General features: G+C 58.5%; 17 protein-coding genes and 1 other RNA gene. 7 read left to right on the forward strand and 11 right to left on the reverse strand.

Annotated elements, in window-relative coordinates; genetic code table 11:
• Window positions 1-10: 10 nt before the first annotated feature.
• Window positions 11-1,243, reverse strand: a complete 1,233-nt coding sequence (locus ABLU95_RS13750) for a maltodextrin ABC transporter substrate-binding protein (RefSeq protein WP_017898899.1) — start codon at window positions 1,241-1,243, stop codon at window positions 11-13.
• 354 nt (window positions 1,244-1,597) lie between these two features.
• Here ABLU95_RS13750 and ugpC point away from each other — a divergent pair, with 354 nt between their 5' ends.
• A complete protein-coding gene (gene ugpC, locus ABLU95_RS13755) occupies window positions 1,598-2,707 on the forward strand; it encodes a sn-glycerol-3-phosphate ABC transporter ATP-binding protein UgpC (RefSeq protein ID WP_023288632.1) in 1,110 nt (369 codons plus the stop codon).
• Window positions 2,708-2,942: 235 nt separating this feature from the next.
• Entirely contained in the window at window positions 2,943-4,502 is a 1,560-nt protein-coding gene (locus ABLU95_RS13760) for an EAL domain-containing protein (RefSeq protein WP_218801661.1), read from the forward strand.
• A 62-nt stretch (window positions 4,503-4,564) separates the two neighbouring features.
• Here ABLU95_RS13760 and ABLU95_RS13765 read toward each other — a convergent pair whose 3' ends face one another.
• Window positions 4,565-4,837, reverse strand: a complete 273-nt coding sequence (locus tag ABLU95_RS13765) for a metal-sensing transcriptional repressor (protein ID WP_004204767.1) — start codon at window positions 4,835-4,837, stop codon at window positions 4,565-4,567.
• Between the two features lie 164 nt (window positions 4,838-5,001).
• Between ABLU95_RS13765 and ABLU95_RS13770 the strand changes: the two genes are divergently transcribed.
• On the forward strand, window positions 5,002-5,844 hold the full coding sequence (locus ABLU95_RS13770; protein WP_101978173.1) for a nickel/cobalt efflux protein RcnA: 843 nt from the start codon (window positions 5,002-5,004) through the stop codon (window positions 5,842-5,844).
• A 44-nt stretch (window positions 5,845-5,888) separates the two neighbouring features.
• Here the strand turns inward: ABLU95_RS13770 and ABLU95_RS13775 are convergent, their stop codons facing one another.
• Entirely contained in the window at window positions 5,889-6,503 is a 615-nt protein-coding gene (locus ABLU95_RS13775) for a membrane protein (RefSeq protein WP_032453862.1), read from the reverse strand.
• Between the two features lie 88 nt (window positions 6,504-6,591).
• On the opposite strand from ABLU95_RS13775, the gene ABLU95_RS13780 reads away from it, so the two are divergent.
• Window positions 6,592-8,019, forward strand: coding sequence for a PLP-dependent aminotransferase family protein (locus ABLU95_RS13780; RefSeq protein WP_348879773.1), 1,428 nt, complete (start codon window positions 6,592-6,594; stop codon window positions 8,017-8,019).
• A 134-nt stretch (window positions 8,020-8,153) separates the two neighbouring features.
• On the opposite strand, the gene ABLU95_RS13785 is transcribed toward ABLU95_RS13780, so the two are convergent.
• The 3 genes from ABLU95_RS13785 to ffs form a co-directional block, all read right to left on the reverse strand.
• Window positions 8,154-8,369, reverse strand: a complete 216-nt coding sequence (locus ABLU95_RS13785; RefSeq protein WP_004142688.1) for a hypothetical protein — start codon at window positions 8,367-8,369, stop codon at window positions 8,154-8,156.
• Window positions 8,366-8,623, reverse strand: coding sequence for a hypothetical protein (locus ABLU95_RS13790; RefSeq protein ID WP_023288627.1), 258 nt, complete (start codon window positions 8,621-8,623; stop codon window positions 8,366-8,368). Before ABLU95_RS13790 ends, ABLU95_RS13785 begins: the two co-directional genes overlap by 4 nt.
• Window positions 8,624-8,932: 309 nt before the next feature.
• Window positions 8,933-9,029, reverse strand: an RNA gene (gene ffs, locus ABLU95_RS13795) — signal recognition particle sRNA small type.
• 241 nt (window positions 9,030-9,270) lie between these two features.
• On the opposite strand from ffs, the gene ABLU95_RS13800 reads away from it, so the two are divergent.
• Both ABLU95_RS13800 and ABLU95_RS13805 read left to right on the forward strand, forming a co-directional pair.
• Window positions 9,271-9,678, forward strand: coding sequence for a hypothetical protein (locus tag ABLU95_RS13800; RefSeq protein ID WP_017898905.1), 408 nt, complete (start codon window positions 9,271-9,273; stop codon window positions 9,676-9,678).
• Window positions 9,679-9,743: 65 nt separating this feature from the next.
• Window positions 9,744-10,055 carry an MGMT family protein gene (locus ABLU95_RS13805; RefSeq protein WP_023288626.1) on the forward strand — a complete coding sequence of 104 codons (312 nt, stop codon included), beginning with the start codon at window positions 9,744-9,746 and terminating at the stop codon, window positions 10,053-10,055.
• 37 nt (window positions 10,056-10,092) lie between these two features.
• Here the strand turns inward: ABLU95_RS13805 and ABLU95_RS13810 are convergent, their stop codons facing one another.
• Complete coding sequence (locus ABLU95_RS13810) at window positions 10,093-10,584, reverse strand: YbaY family lipoprotein (protein WP_023288625.1); 492 nt, start codon at window positions 10,582-10,584, stop codon at window positions 10,093-10,095.
• 216 nt (window positions 10,585-10,800) lie between these two features.
• Here ABLU95_RS13810 and tesB point away from each other — a divergent pair, with 216 nt between their 5' ends.
• Complete coding sequence (gene tesB / locus ABLU95_RS13815) at window positions 10,801-11,664, forward strand: acyl-CoA thioesterase II (protein ID WP_241516275.1); 864 nt, start codon at window positions 10,801-10,803, stop codon at window positions 11,662-11,664.
• Window positions 11,665-11,716: 52 nt separating this feature from the next.
• On the opposite strand, the gene amtB is transcribed toward tesB, so the two are convergent.
• From amtB to ABLU95_RS13835, 4 genes are all read right to left on the reverse strand, one after another.
• Window positions 11,717-13,003 carry an ammonium transporter AmtB gene (gene amtB, locus ABLU95_RS13820; RefSeq protein ID WP_004204781.1) on the reverse strand — a complete coding sequence of 429 codons (1,287 nt, stop codon included), beginning with the start codon at window positions 13,001-13,003 and terminating at the stop codon, window positions 11,717-11,719.
• Window positions 13,004-13,036: 33 nt separating this feature from the next.
• On the reverse strand, window positions 13,037-13,375 hold the full coding sequence (glnK, locus tag ABLU95_RS13825) for a P-II family nitrogen regulator (protein ID WP_002891893.1): 339 nt from the start codon (window positions 13,373-13,375) through the stop codon (window positions 13,037-13,039).
• Window positions 13,376-13,618: 243 nt separating this feature from the next.
• On the reverse strand, window positions 13,619-15,397 hold the full coding sequence (locus tag ABLU95_RS13830; protein ID WP_032453858.1) for a SmdB family multidrug efflux ABC transporter permease/ATP-binding protein: 1,779 nt from the start codon (window positions 15,395-15,397) through the stop codon (window positions 13,619-13,621).
• Window positions 15,390-17,162 carry a SmdA family multidrug ABC transporter permease/ATP-binding protein gene (locus ABLU95_RS13835; RefSeq protein WP_348879777.1) on the reverse strand — a complete coding sequence of 591 codons (1,773 nt, stop codon included), beginning with the start codon at window positions 17,160-17,162 and terminating at the stop codon, window positions 15,390-15,392. Before ABLU95_RS13835 ends, ABLU95_RS13830 begins: the two co-directional genes overlap by 8 nt.
• Window positions 17,163-17,204 lie beyond the last annotated feature (42 nt).

The raw sequence follows: 17,204 nt of genomic DNA on the forward strand, positions 1-17,204 counted from the left end.
TGACGGTAAATTACTGATTGCTGGCCTGCATCGCTTCGATCTGCATCTTGATCTGTTTCACCGCGTTATCGAGCGCGGCCTGCGGCGCCTGCTTGCCGGTGAGGCTCAGTTCAAGCGCGGCATTAGCCGGCCCCCACACTTCCCCCATCTCCGGAATGCCCGGCATGGCCATCGCCCGCGCCGACTGTACGGCGACGGCGCTGGCCTTTTCGTCATTTTTAATCACCGGGTCGTCAATCATCGCCTTCAGCGGCGGGATTTCGCCGGTGGCGACATAGCGGGCTTTTACATACTGCGGCTGGTTGATGAACTCGATAAACTGTTGCGCCAGCGCCTTGTCTTTACTCCAGGTCGATACCACGTAGCCCTTAACGCCGAGGAAGGAGCTCATCGGCTTGCCGTCCGGCAGGGTCGGCAGCGGCACCACGCCATAGTTGATACCGGCGGCTTCATACGGCTGGAAGGCCCAGGGGCCGTTGATCACCGCCGCCGCTTTTTTCTCGGTAAACAGCGAATCAATGGCGTTCAGCCCGTTATCGCCGAGGATCCCTGCAGGGAAGGCCTTCTCGGCATAGAACTTTTTCAGGAAGGTCACGGCTTCCACGGCGCCGGGAGTATTGAGCCCCACCTGCTGCGGGTTGAAACCGCCGCCGTCGTTCTTCGCGAAGATATAGCCGCCCATCGGGCCAATGGCTCCCCAGCTGTAGTAGATCTGATCAAACTTCGCCAGCAGGCCGTATTTGTTCTGCTCACGCTGGGTCTTCGAGTAGTCCAGCCATGCCTGCAGGCTGTCCAGCGGCTTGTCGATCAGGTCCTTGTTGTAGATAAGCACCAGGGTTTCCACCGCTTTCGGGATCCCGTACAGCGCGTTGTCCATGCGGAAGGCATTGATAGAGGCTGGCGTAAAGGCATCCTGTTTCGCCTGCTCGACGTTGAGCGGCGAGAGAAGCCCCTGAACGACGGCGCCGCCGAGCTGGTCATTCGGGATCACCAGCACGTCCGGCCCAATGCCCGCCGGGCCGTCGAGGCGCAGCTTTTCCAGCTGTTGGGCATAAGGCATCTCCTGCAGATTGACCTTCACGTTGTACTGCTTCTCAAAATCGCTGACCGCGGTTTTGATGCCAGTGGATTTTTTAATGTCTTCCCAAACGTTGAGCTGCCCGGCGGCATGCGCCTGCAGGCTGGTAAGTTGCCCCGCCGCGAGGGTGGTAAGGATCAGTGCAGCAAGCGTGTTCTTTTTCATTATCAACCTCATGTGAAGGTATAACAATTTAATGGTTTTTATTTGAATTACGTCTGACAGTTAGAAAAAAAATCATTTCAAACTGCGTTGTTACATAGAAAACAGACGCTGATTCGCTTTTGTTATACGCTACGCTTTGATTGGGGATAAAACTACCATAAGCTATCAGTTGTGTGATCATCTTTGCAGAAATGAAACGCCGCTGTATGGCGCAAAAACCGCGGAAGTTATAGTCAGGACATTATTTTAGCGCTGTTGAATATCGTCACGCTGTTTTGTTACACGTAATACAATTTCACTCAAATCAGCGACACGCCAACGGCAAACAACGGCTACTCACTTCGGGGAATGTGGATGTCCAATATACGACTGAGGAATGTCACCAAAAGGTTCGGCAGCACGGTGACGCTGCACCAGGTCAATCTCGATATTGAAGATGGCGAGTTTGCGGTCTTCGTCGGCCCTTCCGGCTGTGGAAAATCGACGCTGTTACGTATGATTGCCGGGCTGGAAGAGGTTAGCGACGGGGAAGTGCTGATCGGCGATGAGGTGATGAACGATGTGGTCCCCGCCCGCCGCGGCGTGGCGATGGTTTTTCAGTCCTATGCGCTCTACCCGCACATGACGGTGGCGGAGAATATGGGCTACGGGCTGAAGGTGAATAAAGTGCCGAAAGCGGAGATCCGTCGCCAGGTGGAAATGGTGGCCAAAACGCTGCAGCTCTCTCACCTGCTGGACCGTAAACCGAAGCAGCTCTCCGGCGGCCAGCGGCAGCGCGTGGCCATAGGCCGCGCTATCGTGCGTAATCCCCGGGTGTTTATGTTCGATGAGCCGCTTTCTAACCTCGACGCGGAACTGCGCGTCGATATGCGCCTGCATATTGCCCGCCTGCACCAGGAGCTGAAGACCACCATGGTGTATGTCACGCACGATCAGGTGGAGGCGATGACTCTCGCTGATAAAATCGTGGTTATGAACTACGGAAAGGTTGAACAAATGGGTTCGCCGATGGCGCTGTACTACAATCCGGTCAACAAATTCGTCGCCGGTTTTATCGGCTCGCCAAAGATGAACTTTTTACCCGCCACCGTCAGCGACTGGCAGCCAGAGCGTTTAACGGTCACCCTCGCCCAGGATCATCAGCTCACCCTGAACGTTGCCACCCAACCGCTTAACCCCGGCGCCGCGGTAACGCTGGGGATCCGGCCAGAGCATCTCACGCCTGAAGTCTCCACCGGTACCGTGGTGGAGTTTCAATGTGAAGTGGTGGAACGTCTGGGCAACAATACCTACTTGTTCGGCCAGTGCTATGGTCACGATAACGTCAAGGTTCTGCTGCCCGGCGACGTCCATTTCCGCCCGTGGCAGAAGATTAATCTGGCCTTCGATGACCGCTTCTGCATGGTGTTTGATGAGAACGATCTGCGCATCAGCGCCGATATCACGGCGCCAGACGCGCATTAAGCCAACATATTGCTGTCATCTGCGCAGCGTATGCTGCGACTGAATGCCGGAATACATCCTGCCCGGCATTCACACCCTCATTTTTATTCTGCTGCATCGGAATCATCCTTCTCTCCCGGCATCGCAGGCTATTGTGATGCCGGTTTTTTTCCCCGCACAGCGCGATTTCTCCCACTGCGCCCGGTTTATCTTTCGCATATACTGATGACACCCGGCGAACGATAAGGACACAGGCATGAGGACCCGGCATCTGATGGCGCTGTTTACAGGGGTGCTGATACTGGCCATCATCCTGCCCATCTCGCTCAGCATCTGGCAGGCGGCGCGGCAGGCCAAAATGCAGTTCTATCGTGAACTGGATGATTATTCCAACCGCATCGTCGCCCGCACGCTGCAGGTCGCCGATCAGGCCCGGGAAGCGCTGCGGGAGGCCGATGCACATACAGCCTCGTCCTGTAGCCCTGAACATCTGCTCATGCTCCGCCGGATCGCCTATACCCACCGCTACGTTCAGGAAGTGCTCTGGCTGCAGGATTCCGTGCCGCAATGCTCCTCGCTGGAAGACCATAGCGTCGCGGTGACCTTCCCGCCACCGGACCACATTGCCTCCGACGGCTATCGCACCTGGCTGACCTCGATTAACGATCTTGGCCTCAATCACCAGATGACGGCCATGGCCAGCCAGCAGCATATGGTAATGATCGATCCCATCTCCTTCATTGATGTGGCGCCCGTCAGCGAGGAGAAGATCCATAGCATGCTGTTTGGTTTGGACCATCTGAAAATGGTGATCAGCAGCCAGCCGCTGCCGGCGAAGGCCTGGCAACGGATTAAAGACCCGCACCTGAATATGCTTACCCTGGATAATACGGTCTACCGGATCCAGCGCATTCCCGAGCTGGGATCCGGCATTGTGACCTGGTCATCCACCCTGCCCCTGCAGCAGCACATACGGCAGCAGTTGATCTTCTGGCTCCCGGCCGGCATCTTCACCAGCCTGCTTGCCACCTGGCTGCTGCTGCGCCTGCTGAGACACCTGCGTTCACCGCGTAACAGTATGCTGGACGCCCTCCATTCCCAAGCGATTCAGGTTCACTATCAGCCGATTATTTCATTGCAGGACGGGAAAATCGCCGGAGCCGAAGCGCTGGCGCGCTGGCAGCAACCCGACGGTACCTATTTATCGCCGGATATCTTTATTCCCCTGGCCGAGCAGACCGGACTGATCACCCAGCTGACGGAAGATATCGTCAGGAAAATTTTCGCCGATCTGGGCCCCTGGCTGAGGCAGCGGCCGGAAGTGCATATCTCCATCAACCTGTCGGTGGATGACTTACGCTCTCCCACCCTGCCCACGCTGTTACACGATCAGCTGCAGCACTGGGGGATCGCCGCCGAACAGATCATCCTTGAGATCACCGAGCGCGGGTTTGTCGACCCGGAGACCACCATGCCGGTGATCGCTCACTACCGTCAGGCTGGCCATCGGATCTCGATTGACGATTTCGGTACCGGCTACTCCAGTCTGAGCTATCTGCAGAAACTGGACGTCGACACGCTGAAAATCGATAAATCCTTTGTCGATACCCTCGAGTACCGGCCGCTGACGCCGCACATTATTGAAATGGCCAAGGCGCTCAATCTGACCACCGTCGCCGAAGGGGTGGAAACCGAAAGCCAGCGCGACTGGCTGCGACAGCATGGCGTTCAGTACGCCCAGGGGTGGCTGTACAGCAAAGCGCTGCCAAAAGAGTCATTTATTCAGTGGGCGGAAGATAATCTCCATGCGCATTAAGCGGCAGGCAGCCTGCGCAGAAGGTCAGCGGGCGCGGCCTCTTCGCCGCCCTCTGCCGGAGGCTACTTCAGATAGGATTTAATCACCTGCATCACCGTCTCCAGATCCGCTTCACGCTGCGTCTCATCTGGCTCTTTCACCACATGGTCGGTCAGATGCCCCTGGATAACCTGCAGCATCATGCCATTGACCGCGCCGCGGATCGCCGCCAGCTGCTGTAGCACCTCAGCGCACTCATGCTCGCGATTAAGCATTTTCTCTAATGCGGTACTCTGCCCCTGAATTTTCTTCAGCCGGGTCAGTAACTTCTTTTTGTCTCTCACTGTGTGTGACATTGCGCGATCCACCGTTTTATTCTGCCGTCATTGCCCGACCTTCGACGCCGGCAACGCCTGCCAGCATAGCATGATCCCTTTTATCAGCCTCTTTTTCTACTGGGGGGTAGTATTTTGCTACTGGGGGGGAGTAGCATAGAGCCACTTTTGGCAAGGATCCCGATATGAACGATTTCACTTCCCTTCTGCAGCAGGGCAATGCCTGGCTGTTTATTCCCAGCGCGATACTGCTCGGCGCGCTGCACGGCCTTGAACCCGGCCACTCAAAAACGATGATGGCCGCCTTTATCGTGGCGGTACGGGGAACCTTAAAGCAGGCGGTTCTGTTGGGGCTGGCGGCGACGGTCTCGCATACCGCGGTGGTCTGGCTGATCGCCATGGCCGGCCTGTGGTTTGGCCGCGGCTGGAACGCCCAGACTTCTGAGCCCTGGTTTCAGCTGATCTCGGGGATTGTCATTGTGTTGATTGCCTGCTGGATGCTCTGGCGCACCTGGCGCGAATCGCGGCCCCACGCCCACCACCATCATCCTCAGCACGGGCACGACCATGACCATCACCATGACCATCATCATCATGAACATCATGATCACCATCATTCTCACTCCCCTGGCGCGCCGCTGGTGGCGGAGGAGTGGCAGGACGCGCATCAGCGGGCCCATGCTCAGGAGATTAACCGGCGCTTCGATGGCCGCCAGGTGACGACCGGGCAGATTGTGATGTTTGGCCTGACCGGCGGGCTGATCCCCTGCCCGGCGTCCATTACCGTGCTGCTTATCTGTTTACAGCTGAAGAAATTCTCGCTGGGCGCCACGCTGGTACTCGGCTTTAGCGTCGGTCTGGCGCTGACGCTGGTAGCTTCCGGGGCTATCGCCGCCCTGAGCATGAAACATGCCACCCGCCGCTGGCCGTGGCTTAACGACATCTCGCGCAAAGCGCCCTGGATCTCAGGCTTACTGATTATTGTGGTGGGGATCTACATGATGCTTCATGGCCTGAGCGGCCTGTAAACCACAATGCGCCCTCTTCTCGACGACGAGGGCGCGGGTTCCCTTCAGGAGACGCTCTCCCGGGGAGTGCTGACCGCCCGGCGGCGGACGGGCTGGCTGAACCACGGCAGGCACAGCTGGATCAGCGGCCCAATCGACAGCGCGTAAATGACGGTTCCGACGCCAAACTTGCCCCCCAGCAGACAACCAATCAGCAGCACGGAGAGCTCGATCGCCGTACGGATACCGCGCAATGACCAGCCGGTGCGAGCGTGCAGGCCGGTCATCAGGCCATCGCGCGGACCCGGGCCAAAGCCCGCGCCAATGTACATCCCGGTGGCGATAGCGTTCATCACAATCGCCACCACCAGCAGCGCACTGCGCGCCACCAGCGACTCCAGCGGAGGCAGGACGGCCAGCGTGGCGTCCGCCGCCAGCCCCAGCACGATAACATTACTCACCGTGCCGAGCCCCGGCATCTGCCGAATCGGGATCCATAGCAGCAGCACCGCGGCGCCGGTCAGGATAATCACGGTCCCGAAACTGATCCCCAGCTGTTTAGCCACCCCAAGATGAAAAACGTCCCACGGATCGGCGCCGAGATTAGCATGCACGAAGAGCGCCGTGGACACGCCGTAGAGCACCAGACCGATATATAACTGCAGCAGGCGACGAAGCATATTTTTTCCTCAACATCATTGCGAATGCCCTTATCATCAGCAAAAATGGACTGATAATTAATGGCCAGTTTTGGAAAAGTGGATCGCTATGTCAGCCCGACGCTTTGGAACACAGTCCCTGGTACGCCTGCTTGGCAACTGGCAGGAGTCCAGTCCCCGCACACCGCTATGGCGCCAGCTGGCGGAAGCGCTCCGCCTGCTGATCCTCGATGGCCGTCTGACGCTACAGACGCGCCTGCCCGGCGAGCGCGAGCTGGCGGCGGCCCTCAACGTCAGCCGGACGACCATCGCCAGCGCCCTCGGCCAGCTGCGGGAGGAGGGGTTTCTCCATAGCCGCCAGGGGAGCGGGTCGCGCATTGTCCTGCCGGAACGCCCTGCCGATCTGCCGCCGCCCTCTGCGACCCCCTCGACGATCAATCTCTCTACCGCTGCCCTCAGCGCCGGTCCGGAGCTCCATCAGGCCTTCCAGCACGCCATGACCCTGCTGCCGCCCTATCTCACCCAGACCGGCTACGATCAGCAGGGGCTCCCGGTGCTGCGGGAAGCGATTGCCCGGCGCTACAGCGAACGTGGCCTGCCGACGCGGCCCGATGAAGTGATGGTGGTCAACGGCGCGCTTAGCGCCTTCGCGCTGATCCTGCGTCTGTTCACCGGCCCCGGTGACCGGGTGGTCATTGACGCCCCGACCTACCCAATGGCCATCAGCGCCATTCAGGGCGCCTCCTGTCGGCCCGTTGGGGTCGCACTCCCCCAGCAGGGATGGGACTGCGATGGATTAGCGGCGACCATTGCGCAGACCGCGCCGCGTCTGGCATGGCTGATGCCGGATTTTCACAACCCTACCGGGCGCTGTATGGATGCCCCTACCCGCCAGCGGGTCGCGGACATCGCGGCCAGGACGCGAACAACGCTGGTGATCGATGAGACCATGGTCGACCTCTGGTATAACGCCCCGCCCCCGCCGCCGCTGGCCTGCTTTAATCCCGACGCCGCGGTGCTCACTATCGGTTCGGCCGGGAAAAGTTTCTGGGGGGGACTGCGCATCGGCTGGATCCGCGCCAGCGCGCGAACGATCGCCTCGCTTATTCAGGCCCGCGACTCTCTGGACCTGGGTACGCCGCTGCTGGAGCAGTTGGCCTGCAGCTGGCTGCTGGCAAACGCCGCCACGCTGCTGCCGCCGCGACGGGAGATGCTGCAGGCGCGCCGGGACATGTGCGAAGTGCTGATGAAAGAGTATTTTCCCCGCTGGCGCTTTACGCCACCGGAAGGCGGACTCTCTTTTTGGGTGGAACTCCCTGACATGCTGGCCACCCTGTTCTCTGCGCGGGCGGAAAGCCAGGGGATCCATATCGGCACCGGGACGCGGTTTGGTCTGGAGGGCGCGTTCGATCGCTATTTACGTCTGCCGTTTACCTTGCCGGACGAAGCATTGCGCCAGGCCTTCTCCACGCTACAACCATTGTGGCATAGCCTTGCAGAACAGCGGGAAAATACGCGTTTGCGGAAAATAATATAAGAAAATATCGACGGGCTGGCTTCAGCCCGTCAAAAGTCCGTCATCCATGAGGTATATGAGATGTTTTTATAAAATTGCCTGAGTATCCTGCCATCTGGTTATGGCAACCCGGTGACGGAAATAAGGCAATTTCATTAATGCTGGCGCGGAATAGGAAACCCTTTCAGGGAAATAATAAAGCCATCTTCATCTTTTTTAATTTTAGCGCCGGTGTCACACCAGTCGGATGCAATGCGAAAGAACTCATCACTACCGATATTCCAGTTCAGGCGAACGTGTTTTACGTATCCTGAGCGCAACATATCGCAGGCTTCGCTATAGTTGCTGGCTGTAGAGAATTGTTGTTTCATTTTTTCTTCTTCAGAAGTTTTCTTAATGCTTTGATTTCTTTAGGGGTTAATGGCGTCGCTTCCTCTTCGGTATGCTGGCTGTCAATGTCCTCTTCCGTCACCCCCGCCTCACCTGCTGATGCCTCCAGCTGAAAAGCCAGCTGCAGCAGCTTTTCCGTTGCCGTACCCAGGTTCTCGTTATTCACTTCCGCATAATGACGCAACTTTTCTTTTAACTCAGCGTCAATTTTTACATTCAAAACCACTGTGGTCATAGCTACGCTTCCCGTGCAATAAAATCATCATAATTAATACACGAAGTTAACATGCTGATCCAGAGATATATTTAATAGCATGGATCTGGCAACAAATTCCCAGCAATAAGATGCGCTTTATTTATGACACGAAAATGACATTAATATTGCAGTAGCATTTCAGATTTATGACAAGTCAATATTATGGAATAAAAACGGGTTGTTTTAGCAACAAAAAATAATATGTGATCTGTATCAGGTATTAAATATAGCAGGAATAAAGACCGGGAAAATATAAGGGATATATCATAAGGGCGAAATGGGTGGGGGCCCTGCCAGCTACATCCCGGCACACACGTCGTCTGCTCTGGCTGCTTCCTTCCGGACCTGACCTGGTAAACAGAGTAGCGTTGCGGGAGAACCAACAGAGCCCCCATTGAGAGCGTTGTTACCCAACGCGCTGGCGCATTATCCCTGCTGACCTGGTGAATTGCAAGCGCGCCCCGACTGCCTGCTGGTTTATTGCGCAATAACGCGAATAAAACCAGTCACTCACGCTCAATCTGTGAGAGTGAGAGCGTGCGCTCAGCACACCTCCGGGATATCCACCATACTTATCCACCTTATGTTCTCTTTTATCATCAGCGCATTGTCTCTACGGTAATCGAATGACTGACTCATCACCACAGACCATCACTCTGCCTTTACCCGCCATTGAAGGGATGACCATCGCCTTTCAGGGGGTGAATTATCTGCGCCCTGAAAAAATGCTCGACTTCGTGACTATCAGTCAGGCGCCGGTGCGGGCGGTCACGCCGCTGGCGCTGCTCTATTCCACCGTCGGCGTGCTGCGTCAGGTGGAACTGCGCAAGCTACCGGTCTACATCAGCGGTCGGGTGGTCTACCCCATCTCGTCGCTGACCATGCCGGGCCTGCGCGCGAAGCTGATCATCAACGCCACCTCGCAGCGGTTAAAATTCCTGGAGAGCCTCATCGCCAGTTCACCTTCCGACAATGTCCATGGCATGCAGATCCTCGGCCTGGCCCTGACGTTCACCGTCGAACAGCCCGCCTGATCTGCAGGCTGTACAGCCTGCAGATCAGCGCTTATGCTGGCGTTTTTCGGGTAACAGGACTGAATATGGATCCGCTCGATACATTTCCCCAACGTGTCTGGCACATTGTGGCGTCAATACCGGAAGGGTATGTCACGACCTATGGCGATGTCGCCAGGCTGGCCGGTTCTCCGCGCGCGGCGCGCCAGGTGGGCGGTGTGCTGAAGCGTCTGCCGGAAGGGTCCACTCTGCCCTGGCATCGGGTGGTCAATCGCCATGGCGATATCTCCCTCACCGGCCCCGATCTGCAGCGGCAGCGTCAGGCATTGCTGGCCGAAGGGGTACAGGTCTCCGGCAGCGGCCATATCGATCTCCAGCACTATCGCTGGGTTTACTGAAGACAAAAAAAAGCCCCCATCCGGGGGCTCATCGAGCTTACTGTGCGACAGGCACGGCGGTCTGCTGAACCGGAACCAGCGTCAGGTCGGCATGGGTGCCCCCCTGGTTGATCACCGTCTGCACGGTATCGGTAATGAACATCAGCTGGCCATTAACCGTAATCGCTGCGCTCAACAGAATGCGGGCGTTCGGTTGAATATCTGCCGGGTTGTAAGGCAGGGCAAAGTTAAATGGCGCCTGCTTGCCTTCGGTACGCACCGCTTTTTGCGACAATACGCGGGCTGGCGCATCTGCCAGAGAAGCATCCGACAGGGTCACCGTCAGCACCGCATCCGGCGGTAATGCGATTCTCTGGCGGATATTAATCGTCCCCGTGACGCTCGGCTGCTGCTGCGCCACGCTCAGCGTCGCAATACCGTAAGGGTCGGGTGCGGCTGCCTGAGCGGAAGAACTGGTGGAGTGGTGATTAGCACAGGCGGTCAGCGTCGCGGCGACGGCTAAGGCACTAAACATATAGGCAAATTTCATGATGTTCTCCTTATCATCCCTTTATACCCAGGAGGATGTTCCGCCGCTTCGCCGGCAGGAACTTTCGTGTCGTCAATAAGTGTGGCACAGATCTCAGATTTCTTCCTGTTGACCGGTTGTTATTCAGATTATTACACCCATCGGACCACTTGCGATTCCAGGTTATACTTTGCCACATTACGCGCACGGCGCCGCCATTGTTAATTGAGGATAAGTATGAGTCAGGCACTCTCTAACCTGCTGGCATTATTAGATCTGGAAAAAATTGAGGAAGGGTTGTTCCGTGGACAGAGCGAAGACCTGGGATTGCGCCAGGTTTTTGGCGGCCAGGTGGTGGGCCAGGCGCTGTATGCCGCAAAAGAGACCGTGCCCGTAGAACGTCTGGTGCATTCGTTTCACAGCTACTTTCTGCGCCCCGGCGACAGTCAAAAACCGATCGTCTACGATGTGGAGGTCCTGCGCGACGGCAACAGCTTTAGCGCCCGCCGGGTCGCCGCCATCCAGAACGGGAAGCCGATCTTCTATATGACCGCCTCCTTCCAGGCGCCAGAGCACGGCTATGAGCATCAGAAAGCGATGCCGGCCGCCCCCTCCCCTGACGGACTGCCTTCGGAAACCGACATCGCCCGCAAGCTGGCGCATCTCCTGCCGCCGCAGGTGAAAGACAAATTCCTCTGCGATAAGCCGCTGGAGATCCGCCCGGTGGAATTTCATAACCCGATGAAAGGCCATATCGCCGAGCCGGCGCGCCAGGTCTGGCTGCGCGCCAACGGCGCCGTTCCCGACGATCTGCGCATTCATCAGTATCTGCTGGGCTATGCCTCGGACTTTAACTTTCTGCCGGTGGCGCTGCAGCCGCACGGCGTTGGTTTCCTTGAGCCCGGCATGCAGGTCGCCACCATCGACCACTCAATGTGGTTCCATCGGCCGTTTAATATCAATGAATGGCTGCTGTACAGCGTTGAAAGCACCTCGGCCTCCAGCGCCCGCGGCTTCGTTCGCGGCGAGTTTTACACGCAGGATGGCACGCTGGTTGCCTCAACGGTCCAGGAAGGGGTGATGCGCAACCGCAATTCATAAAAAAAAGCCTCCCTGACGGGAGGCTTTTTGCTACATGGAGAAGGGGTTTCTGTCAGGCGTTGTAGGCGTTTTCGCCATGGCTGTTGACGTCCAGCCCTTCGCGCTCCTGCTCTTCCGGTACGCGCAGCCCTACGGTCATATCCGCCACTTTGTAGCCGATGAAAGCGACGACGCCGGACCAGACCACGGTAATGCCGATACTTTCCAGCTGCACCAGCAGCTGATGGCCCATGGTGACGCCTTCCGCATAACCGACGCCGCCCAGTGAAGTCGCCGCGAAGATACCGGTCAGGATACAGCCGACGATGCCGCAGACGCCGTGGACGCCGAAGACGTCGCAAGGGTCATCCACACGCAGCCAGCGTTTCAGCGCAGTCACGCCCCAGATACCCGCCAGGCCAGAGGCGATACCGACGATCAGCGCGCCGCCGACACCGATATAACCACACGCCGGCGTAACGCCAACCAGACCGGCAATTGCCCCGGAGCAGGCGCCCAGCAGTGAAGGTTTGCCGCGCAGAGCCCATTCGCCAAAGGTCCACGCCAGGATAGCCGCGGCGGTCGCCACGACGGTGTTAACGAACGCCAGGGCCGCGATTTCATTCGCTGCGCTGGCAGAGCCGGCGTTGAAGCCGAACCAGCCCACATAGAGGATAGCGGTGCCGGTGAACACCATCGGCAGGTTATGCGGTTTGAACGCTTCTTTGCCGAAGCCCACGCGTTTGCCCATCATATAGGCGCCCACCAGCCCGGCGACCGCGGCGTTGATGTGCACAACGGTGCCGCCGGCGAAATCCAGCGCGCCATGGGTCGCCAGCAGACCGCCGCCCCAGACCATATGCGCAATCGGCACGTAGGAGAGCGTCATCCACACCACCACGAAAATCAGCACCGCGGAGAAACGGATACGTTCAGCCAGCGCGCCGACGATCAGCCCGACGGTGATGCAGGCGAACGAGCCCTGGAAGGCGACGTGGATATACTGATAGAAGGTGCCCATCAGCGCTTTCAGTTCAATATTTTTCAGCATTACCCAGTCAAAGCTGCCGAAGAAGCTGCCGCCTGTGCCGAAGGCCAGGGTATAGCCATAAATGACCCACAGTACGCAGACGAGGCCAAAGGTGACAATCACCTGCGTCAACATGGAAAGAACGTTCTTACCGCGGATCAGCCCGCCGTAAAACAGCGCAATCCCCGGGATAGTCATAAACAGAACCAGCGCGGTGCAAATCATCATAAACGCATTATCGGCTTTGTCCGCCACCGCAGGCGCGGCCATCGCCAGCCCCGGAAGAAGGGCTAACGCCCCCAGACCCGATTTCATTGTTGCCATTTTCATTGTTTCGTTCCCCATCACTGTGTGGTCTGGAAATTACAGTGCCGCTTCGTCAGCTTCGCCGGTACGGATGCGAATGACGCGCTGCAATTCAGCGACAAAAATTTTGCCGTCGCCAATTTTTCCGGTGTAAGCCGCTTTGCTGATGACATCGATAACTTCATCCAGCTGATCGTCGGCGATCGCCACATCAATCTTCACTTTTGGCAGAAAGTTGACGCTATACTCGGCGCCGCGGTAGAGCTCCGCATGACCTTTCTGACGGCCAAATCCTTTGACTTCAGTGACCGTCAGGCCCTGAATGCCGATGGAAGACAAGGCTTCACGCACGTCTTCCAGTTTGAATGGTTTGATTACCACGGTAACCAGCTTCATAAGTCCCCTCCAGTCAGTATTCGGTAATGGCCGCAGCTAACACGATGGATATAAAGCAAGGGCTATGCCAGAAATGAAAAAAGGCCGCTGAGCGGCCCTTTGATGGCAAAAAACAGGCGAGAGGTCAGGCATTAGCCTGCGTAAAGGCGTTTAACGGGCAAAAATGCACCACGGCGGTGCATTTGATGTAACGTTTTTGCACCACGACAGGCCGACCCGCCTTCGCTGCCTGCTGGTGGTGCATCAGGCGCTGAGCGACTCTTCTCTGGCGCTGGCCGCCAGCTCTTCACCAGCCAGCTGTAGCTGATACATCTGCCAGTAGCGGCCTTTCGCCGCCAGCAGCTGCTGATGGTTGCCCCGCTCGACGGCCTGACCGCGATGCAGGACCAGAATGGTATCCGCCTCAACGATGGTCGACAGACGATGGGCGATAACCACCAGGGTGGTATGCTGGCGAACCTTCGCCAGCGCCTGCTGGATCGCCTGCTCGGTGCCGGAGTCGATGTTCGCCGTCGCCTCATCCAGAATCAGAACCTGCGGGGTCTCCACCAGCACGCGCGCCAGCGCCAGCAGCTGCTTCTGTCCGACGGAGAGATTATTGCCCTGCTCGCCCAGCTGGGTGTACAGGCCGTCGCGCATGCTGCGCGCCACCGCCGCCAGCTGCACCGCCTCCAGCGCTTCCCAGACCTGTGTTTCGCTGATGTCCCGGCCCAGCGCGACGTTGGCGTAGAAGGTATCCGCCAGCACCACCGGATCCTGTTGCACCATCGCGATGCCCCGACGCAACGCGCTGTGGCTGAGAGAAGAGAGCGGCCGGCCATCGATGCGGATCTCCCCGTGGGTTAACGGGTAATAGCCCATCATCAGACTGGCGAGGGTACTCTTCCCACTGCCGGTATGCCCGACCAGCGCCACAAAACTGCGGGAAGGTATATCCAGCGTGATATCCTGGAGGACCAGACGATCCCCGCGGTAGGCAAAGGAGAGATGGTCGATTTCCACCCGACCGCTGCTCAGCGGCGCGTCATCGGCGCCCCACGCCTGGCGCGGACGGTCCATCAGTTCGAAAACGCGTTCGCCGGCGACCACCGCCTGCTGCAGCATCGACTGCTGGGTGGTCAGCTCAATGAGCGGCTCGTTGAGGCGTCCGAGATAGCTGATAAACGCGTACAGCACCCCGACCTCAATCGTGCCCGCCGCGCTAAAGCCGAACAGCATCAGCAGCCCGCACAGCACCAGCGAGGAAAAGAGGCTCAGCAGCGGACGCAGCAGAAAACCGTCCAGGCGCAGCGTCTGCATCCGCGCCAGGTAGTGGGCGTAGCTGGCCTCGCGCATCCGTTCGCCAAAACGCGCCTGCTGGCGGAACTGCTGGATGACCCCCATGCCGTTGATCACTTCGTTAAAGCCATCGTTGATGTCGGCAAGCCAGGCGCGCACCCGGCGCACGATCGGCGTGCTATAGCGCTGATAAATGATCATCACGATCAGCACCGCCGGGAAAATCGCGATCGCCACCAGCGCCATCCGCCAGTCGAGGCTAAACATCGCCACCAGCATCGCGCCGATCAGCGCCGCGCTGCGGAGCACCGTCGCCACTACCGTCACATACAGGTCACGAATGACTTCGGTATCGTTGGTCACGCGTGAGATCAGCTGCCCGACCGGCTGAGTATCAAACTCGCTGAGCGGCTGATGCAGGGCGGCATCCATCACATCGCTGCGTAACTGCTGGACCACGCCGACCGCGGCGCGGTTAAACAGCAGCGACTGGTTATAATGCAGTAGCGCCGCCAGCAGCTGCAGACCGATATAGGCTGCCGCCAGGCCTGCCACCAGCTTCAGCGGCAGAGTCTGTTTCGCCACCATATTGTCAATGAAATAGCTGATAAGCAGCGGGCCGCTCACCTCCGCCGCCGCCGCGATCCACATCATCGCCACCGCGATGGCCAGCGGCTTACGCCACGGTGAACCATAGGCCAGCAGGCGTCTAAGCGTCGGCCAGAGTTCGGTAAAGCTACGCATCCAGGGCCTCCTCTTGCTCCTGGGGAACCTCGTCGAGCGCGGCTTCCAGCTGCTGATACCGATACATGTCGCGGTACCAGCCGGGCTGCACCGCCAGCGCCTCATGGCGGCCGCGCTGGGCGACATGCCCATGCTGCAGCACCAGGATTTCGCTGGCCTCAGTCAGCGCCGACAGGCGGTGGGCGCTGATGATCACCGTCCGCCCCTCTCCCCACTGGCGCAGGTTATGCAGGATCTGGTGTTCGGTGCGGCCATCCACCGCGGATAAAGCATCATCAAGGATCAGAATTTCGGCCTCCAGCAGCAGGGCGCGGGCAATCGAGATGCGCTGTTTCTGGCCGCCGGAGAGCATCACGCCGCGCTCGCCTACTTCGGTATCGTACCCCTGGGGCAGACGCAGAATGTCGTCATGCACGCTGGCCAGCCGCGCCACCCGCTCAATCTGTTCCGGCGTCGCGTCCGGTTTTCCCAGCGCGATATTATTGGCGACGGTATCGGAGAATAAAAACGGCGTCTGATTGACCACCGCCAGCCGTTCGCGCCAGCTGTCGAGCTGCAGACGCGGTAGCGGCAGATCGTGAAAGCGGATCTCGCCGCTGGTGACGTCAAAATGGCGCTGCAGCAGGGCCAGAATGGTGCTTTTGCCAGCGCCCGTCGGCCCGCAGATGCCCAGCATTTGCCCCGGCTGCAGGGTAAAATTAACCTGTTCCAGCGAAGGTTTGCTCGCCTGTGGATAGATGAAATCGCGGATAGCGACCTGCAGGACGCCGCGGCCAGCCGGTACCGTCTCGGTCCCGTCGTCCACCGCCGGCGCCTCTTCGAGCATGGTGCGAATACGACCATAGGCCGCGCTACCGCGCTCCACGATGTTAAACATCCACGCCAGCGCCAGCATCGGCCAGATCATCAGACCAAGGTACATCACAAAGCTGGTGAGCTGACCCAGCGTCAGGCTACCGTGGATCACCATCCAGCTGCCGCCGCCGATGGCCAGCAGATTCGCCGCCCCGATGGCGATATAGATAGTAGGGTCGAAGCGAGCGTCAATGCGCGCCACGCGCATATTTTTCGCTCCAGTATCGGCCGCATCTGCGGCAAACTGCGCCGACTGGCGATCCTCCAGCCCGAACGCCTTAATCATGCGGATGCTGGTCAGACTCTCCTGCGTGCGATCGTTGAGGCTGGAAAAGGCCGCCTGGGCAACGCGAAAACGTTCGTGAAGGGCATCGCCGTTGCGTTTAATCGCCAGGGCCATCAGCGGCATCGGCAGCAGCGCCAGCAGGGTGAGCTGCCAGCTAATCTGCGTCGACATCACAATCAACACCGCACAGCCCATCACCAGAGAATCCACCAGGGTTAACACCCCTTCACCGGCGGCAAACACCACCCGGTCCACGTCGTTGGTGGCGCGGGCGATCAGATCCCCGGTGCGATGGCGCAAATAGAACGCCTGATGCTGGCGGCTCAGCTGCCGGTAAAAGTCTTCCCGCAGTTCAACCGCCAGCTGGTAAGAGGCGCCGAACAGCAGCACGCGCCAGACATAGCGCAGCAGGTAAATCATCACCGCGATCAGCACCAGCGCGCCGATCCACATCCACACCTTCTCCGCGGTGTAATGTTGTTGCGTCACGCCGTCGACCACAATGCCCACCACCTTCGGCGGAACAAGCTGCAGGACGGCAATAATGGCCAGCAGGGCAATGGCGCCAAGATAGCGGCGCCACTCCCGGCGGAAATACCAGCTGAGTTGTGCAAATAATCGCAAGCAGTAAGATCCTGATTTTGTTATGGGTTACGGCGCAATACC

Source organism: Klebsiella sp. GG_Kp146, assembly GCF_040061975.1.
Taxonomy (GTDB): domain Bacteria; phylum Pseudomonadota; class Gammaproteobacteria; order Enterobacterales; family Enterobacteriaceae; genus Klebsiella; species Klebsiella quasipneumoniae.

Excerpts from the sequence above, each read along its gene's own strand:
- amtB (WP_004204781.1), bottom strand. The coding sequence starts at position 13,003 with ATGAAAATGGCAACAATGAAATCGGGTCTGGGGGCGTTAGCCCTTCTT.
- ABLU95_RS13810 (WP_023288625.1), bottom strand. The coding sequence starts at position 10,584 with ATGAAATTTGCCTATATGTTTAGTGCCTTAGCCGTCGCCGCGACGCTG.
- glnK (WP_002891893.1), bottom strand. The coding sequence starts at position 13,375 with ATGAAGCTGGTTACCGTGGTAATCAAACCATTCAAACTGGAAGACGTG.
- ABLU95_RS13800 (WP_017898905.1), top strand. The coding sequence starts at position 9,271 with ATGACTGACTCATCACCACAGACCATCACTCTGCCTTTACCCGCCATT.
- ABLU95_RS13765 (WP_004204767.1), bottom strand. The coding sequence starts at position 4,837 with ATGTCACACACAGTGAGAGACAAAAAGAAGTTACTGACCCGGCTGAAG.
- ABLU95_RS13780 (WP_348879773.1), top strand. The coding sequence starts at position 6,592 with ATGTCAGCCCGACGCTTTGGAACACAGTCCCTGGTACGCCTGCTTGGC.
- ABLU95_RS13750 (WP_017898899.1), bottom strand. The coding sequence starts at position 1,243 with ATGAAAAAGAACACGCTTGCTGCACTGATCCTTACCACCCTCGCGGCG.
- ABLU95_RS13770 (WP_101978173.1), top strand. The coding sequence starts at position 5,002 with ATGAACGATTTCACTTCCCTTCTGCAGCAGGGCAATGCCTGGCTGTTT.
- ABLU95_RS13775 (WP_032453862.1), bottom strand. The coding sequence starts at position 6,503 with ATGCTTCGTCGCCTGCTGCAGTTATATATCGGTCTGGTGCTCTACGGC.
- ABLU95_RS13805 (WP_023288626.1), top strand. The coding sequence starts at position 9,744 with ATGGATCCGCTCGATACATTTCCCCAACGTGTCTGGCACATTGTGGCG.
- ugpC (WP_023288632.1), top strand. The coding sequence starts at position 1,598 with ATGTCCAATATACGACTGAGGAATGTCACCAAAAGGTTCGGCAGCACG.
- ABLU95_RS13790 (WP_023288627.1), bottom strand. The coding sequence starts at position 8,623 with ATGACCACAGTGGTTTTGAATGTAAAAATTGACGCTGAGTTAAAAGAA.
- ABLU95_RS13830 (WP_032453858.1), bottom strand. The coding sequence starts at position 15,397 with ATGCGTAGCTTTACCGAACTCTGGCCGACGCTTAGACGCCTGCTGGCC.
- ABLU95_RS13785 (WP_004142688.1), bottom strand. The coding sequence starts at position 8,369 with ATGAAACAACAATTCTCTACAGCCAGCAACTATAGCGAAGCCTGCGAT.
- ABLU95_RS13760 (WP_218801661.1), top strand. The coding sequence starts at position 2,943 with ATGAGGACCCGGCATCTGATGGCGCTGTTTACAGGGGTGCTGATACTG.
- tesB (WP_241516275.1), top strand. The coding sequence starts at position 10,801 with ATGAGTCAGGCACTCTCTAACCTGCTGGCATTATTAGATCTGGAAAAA.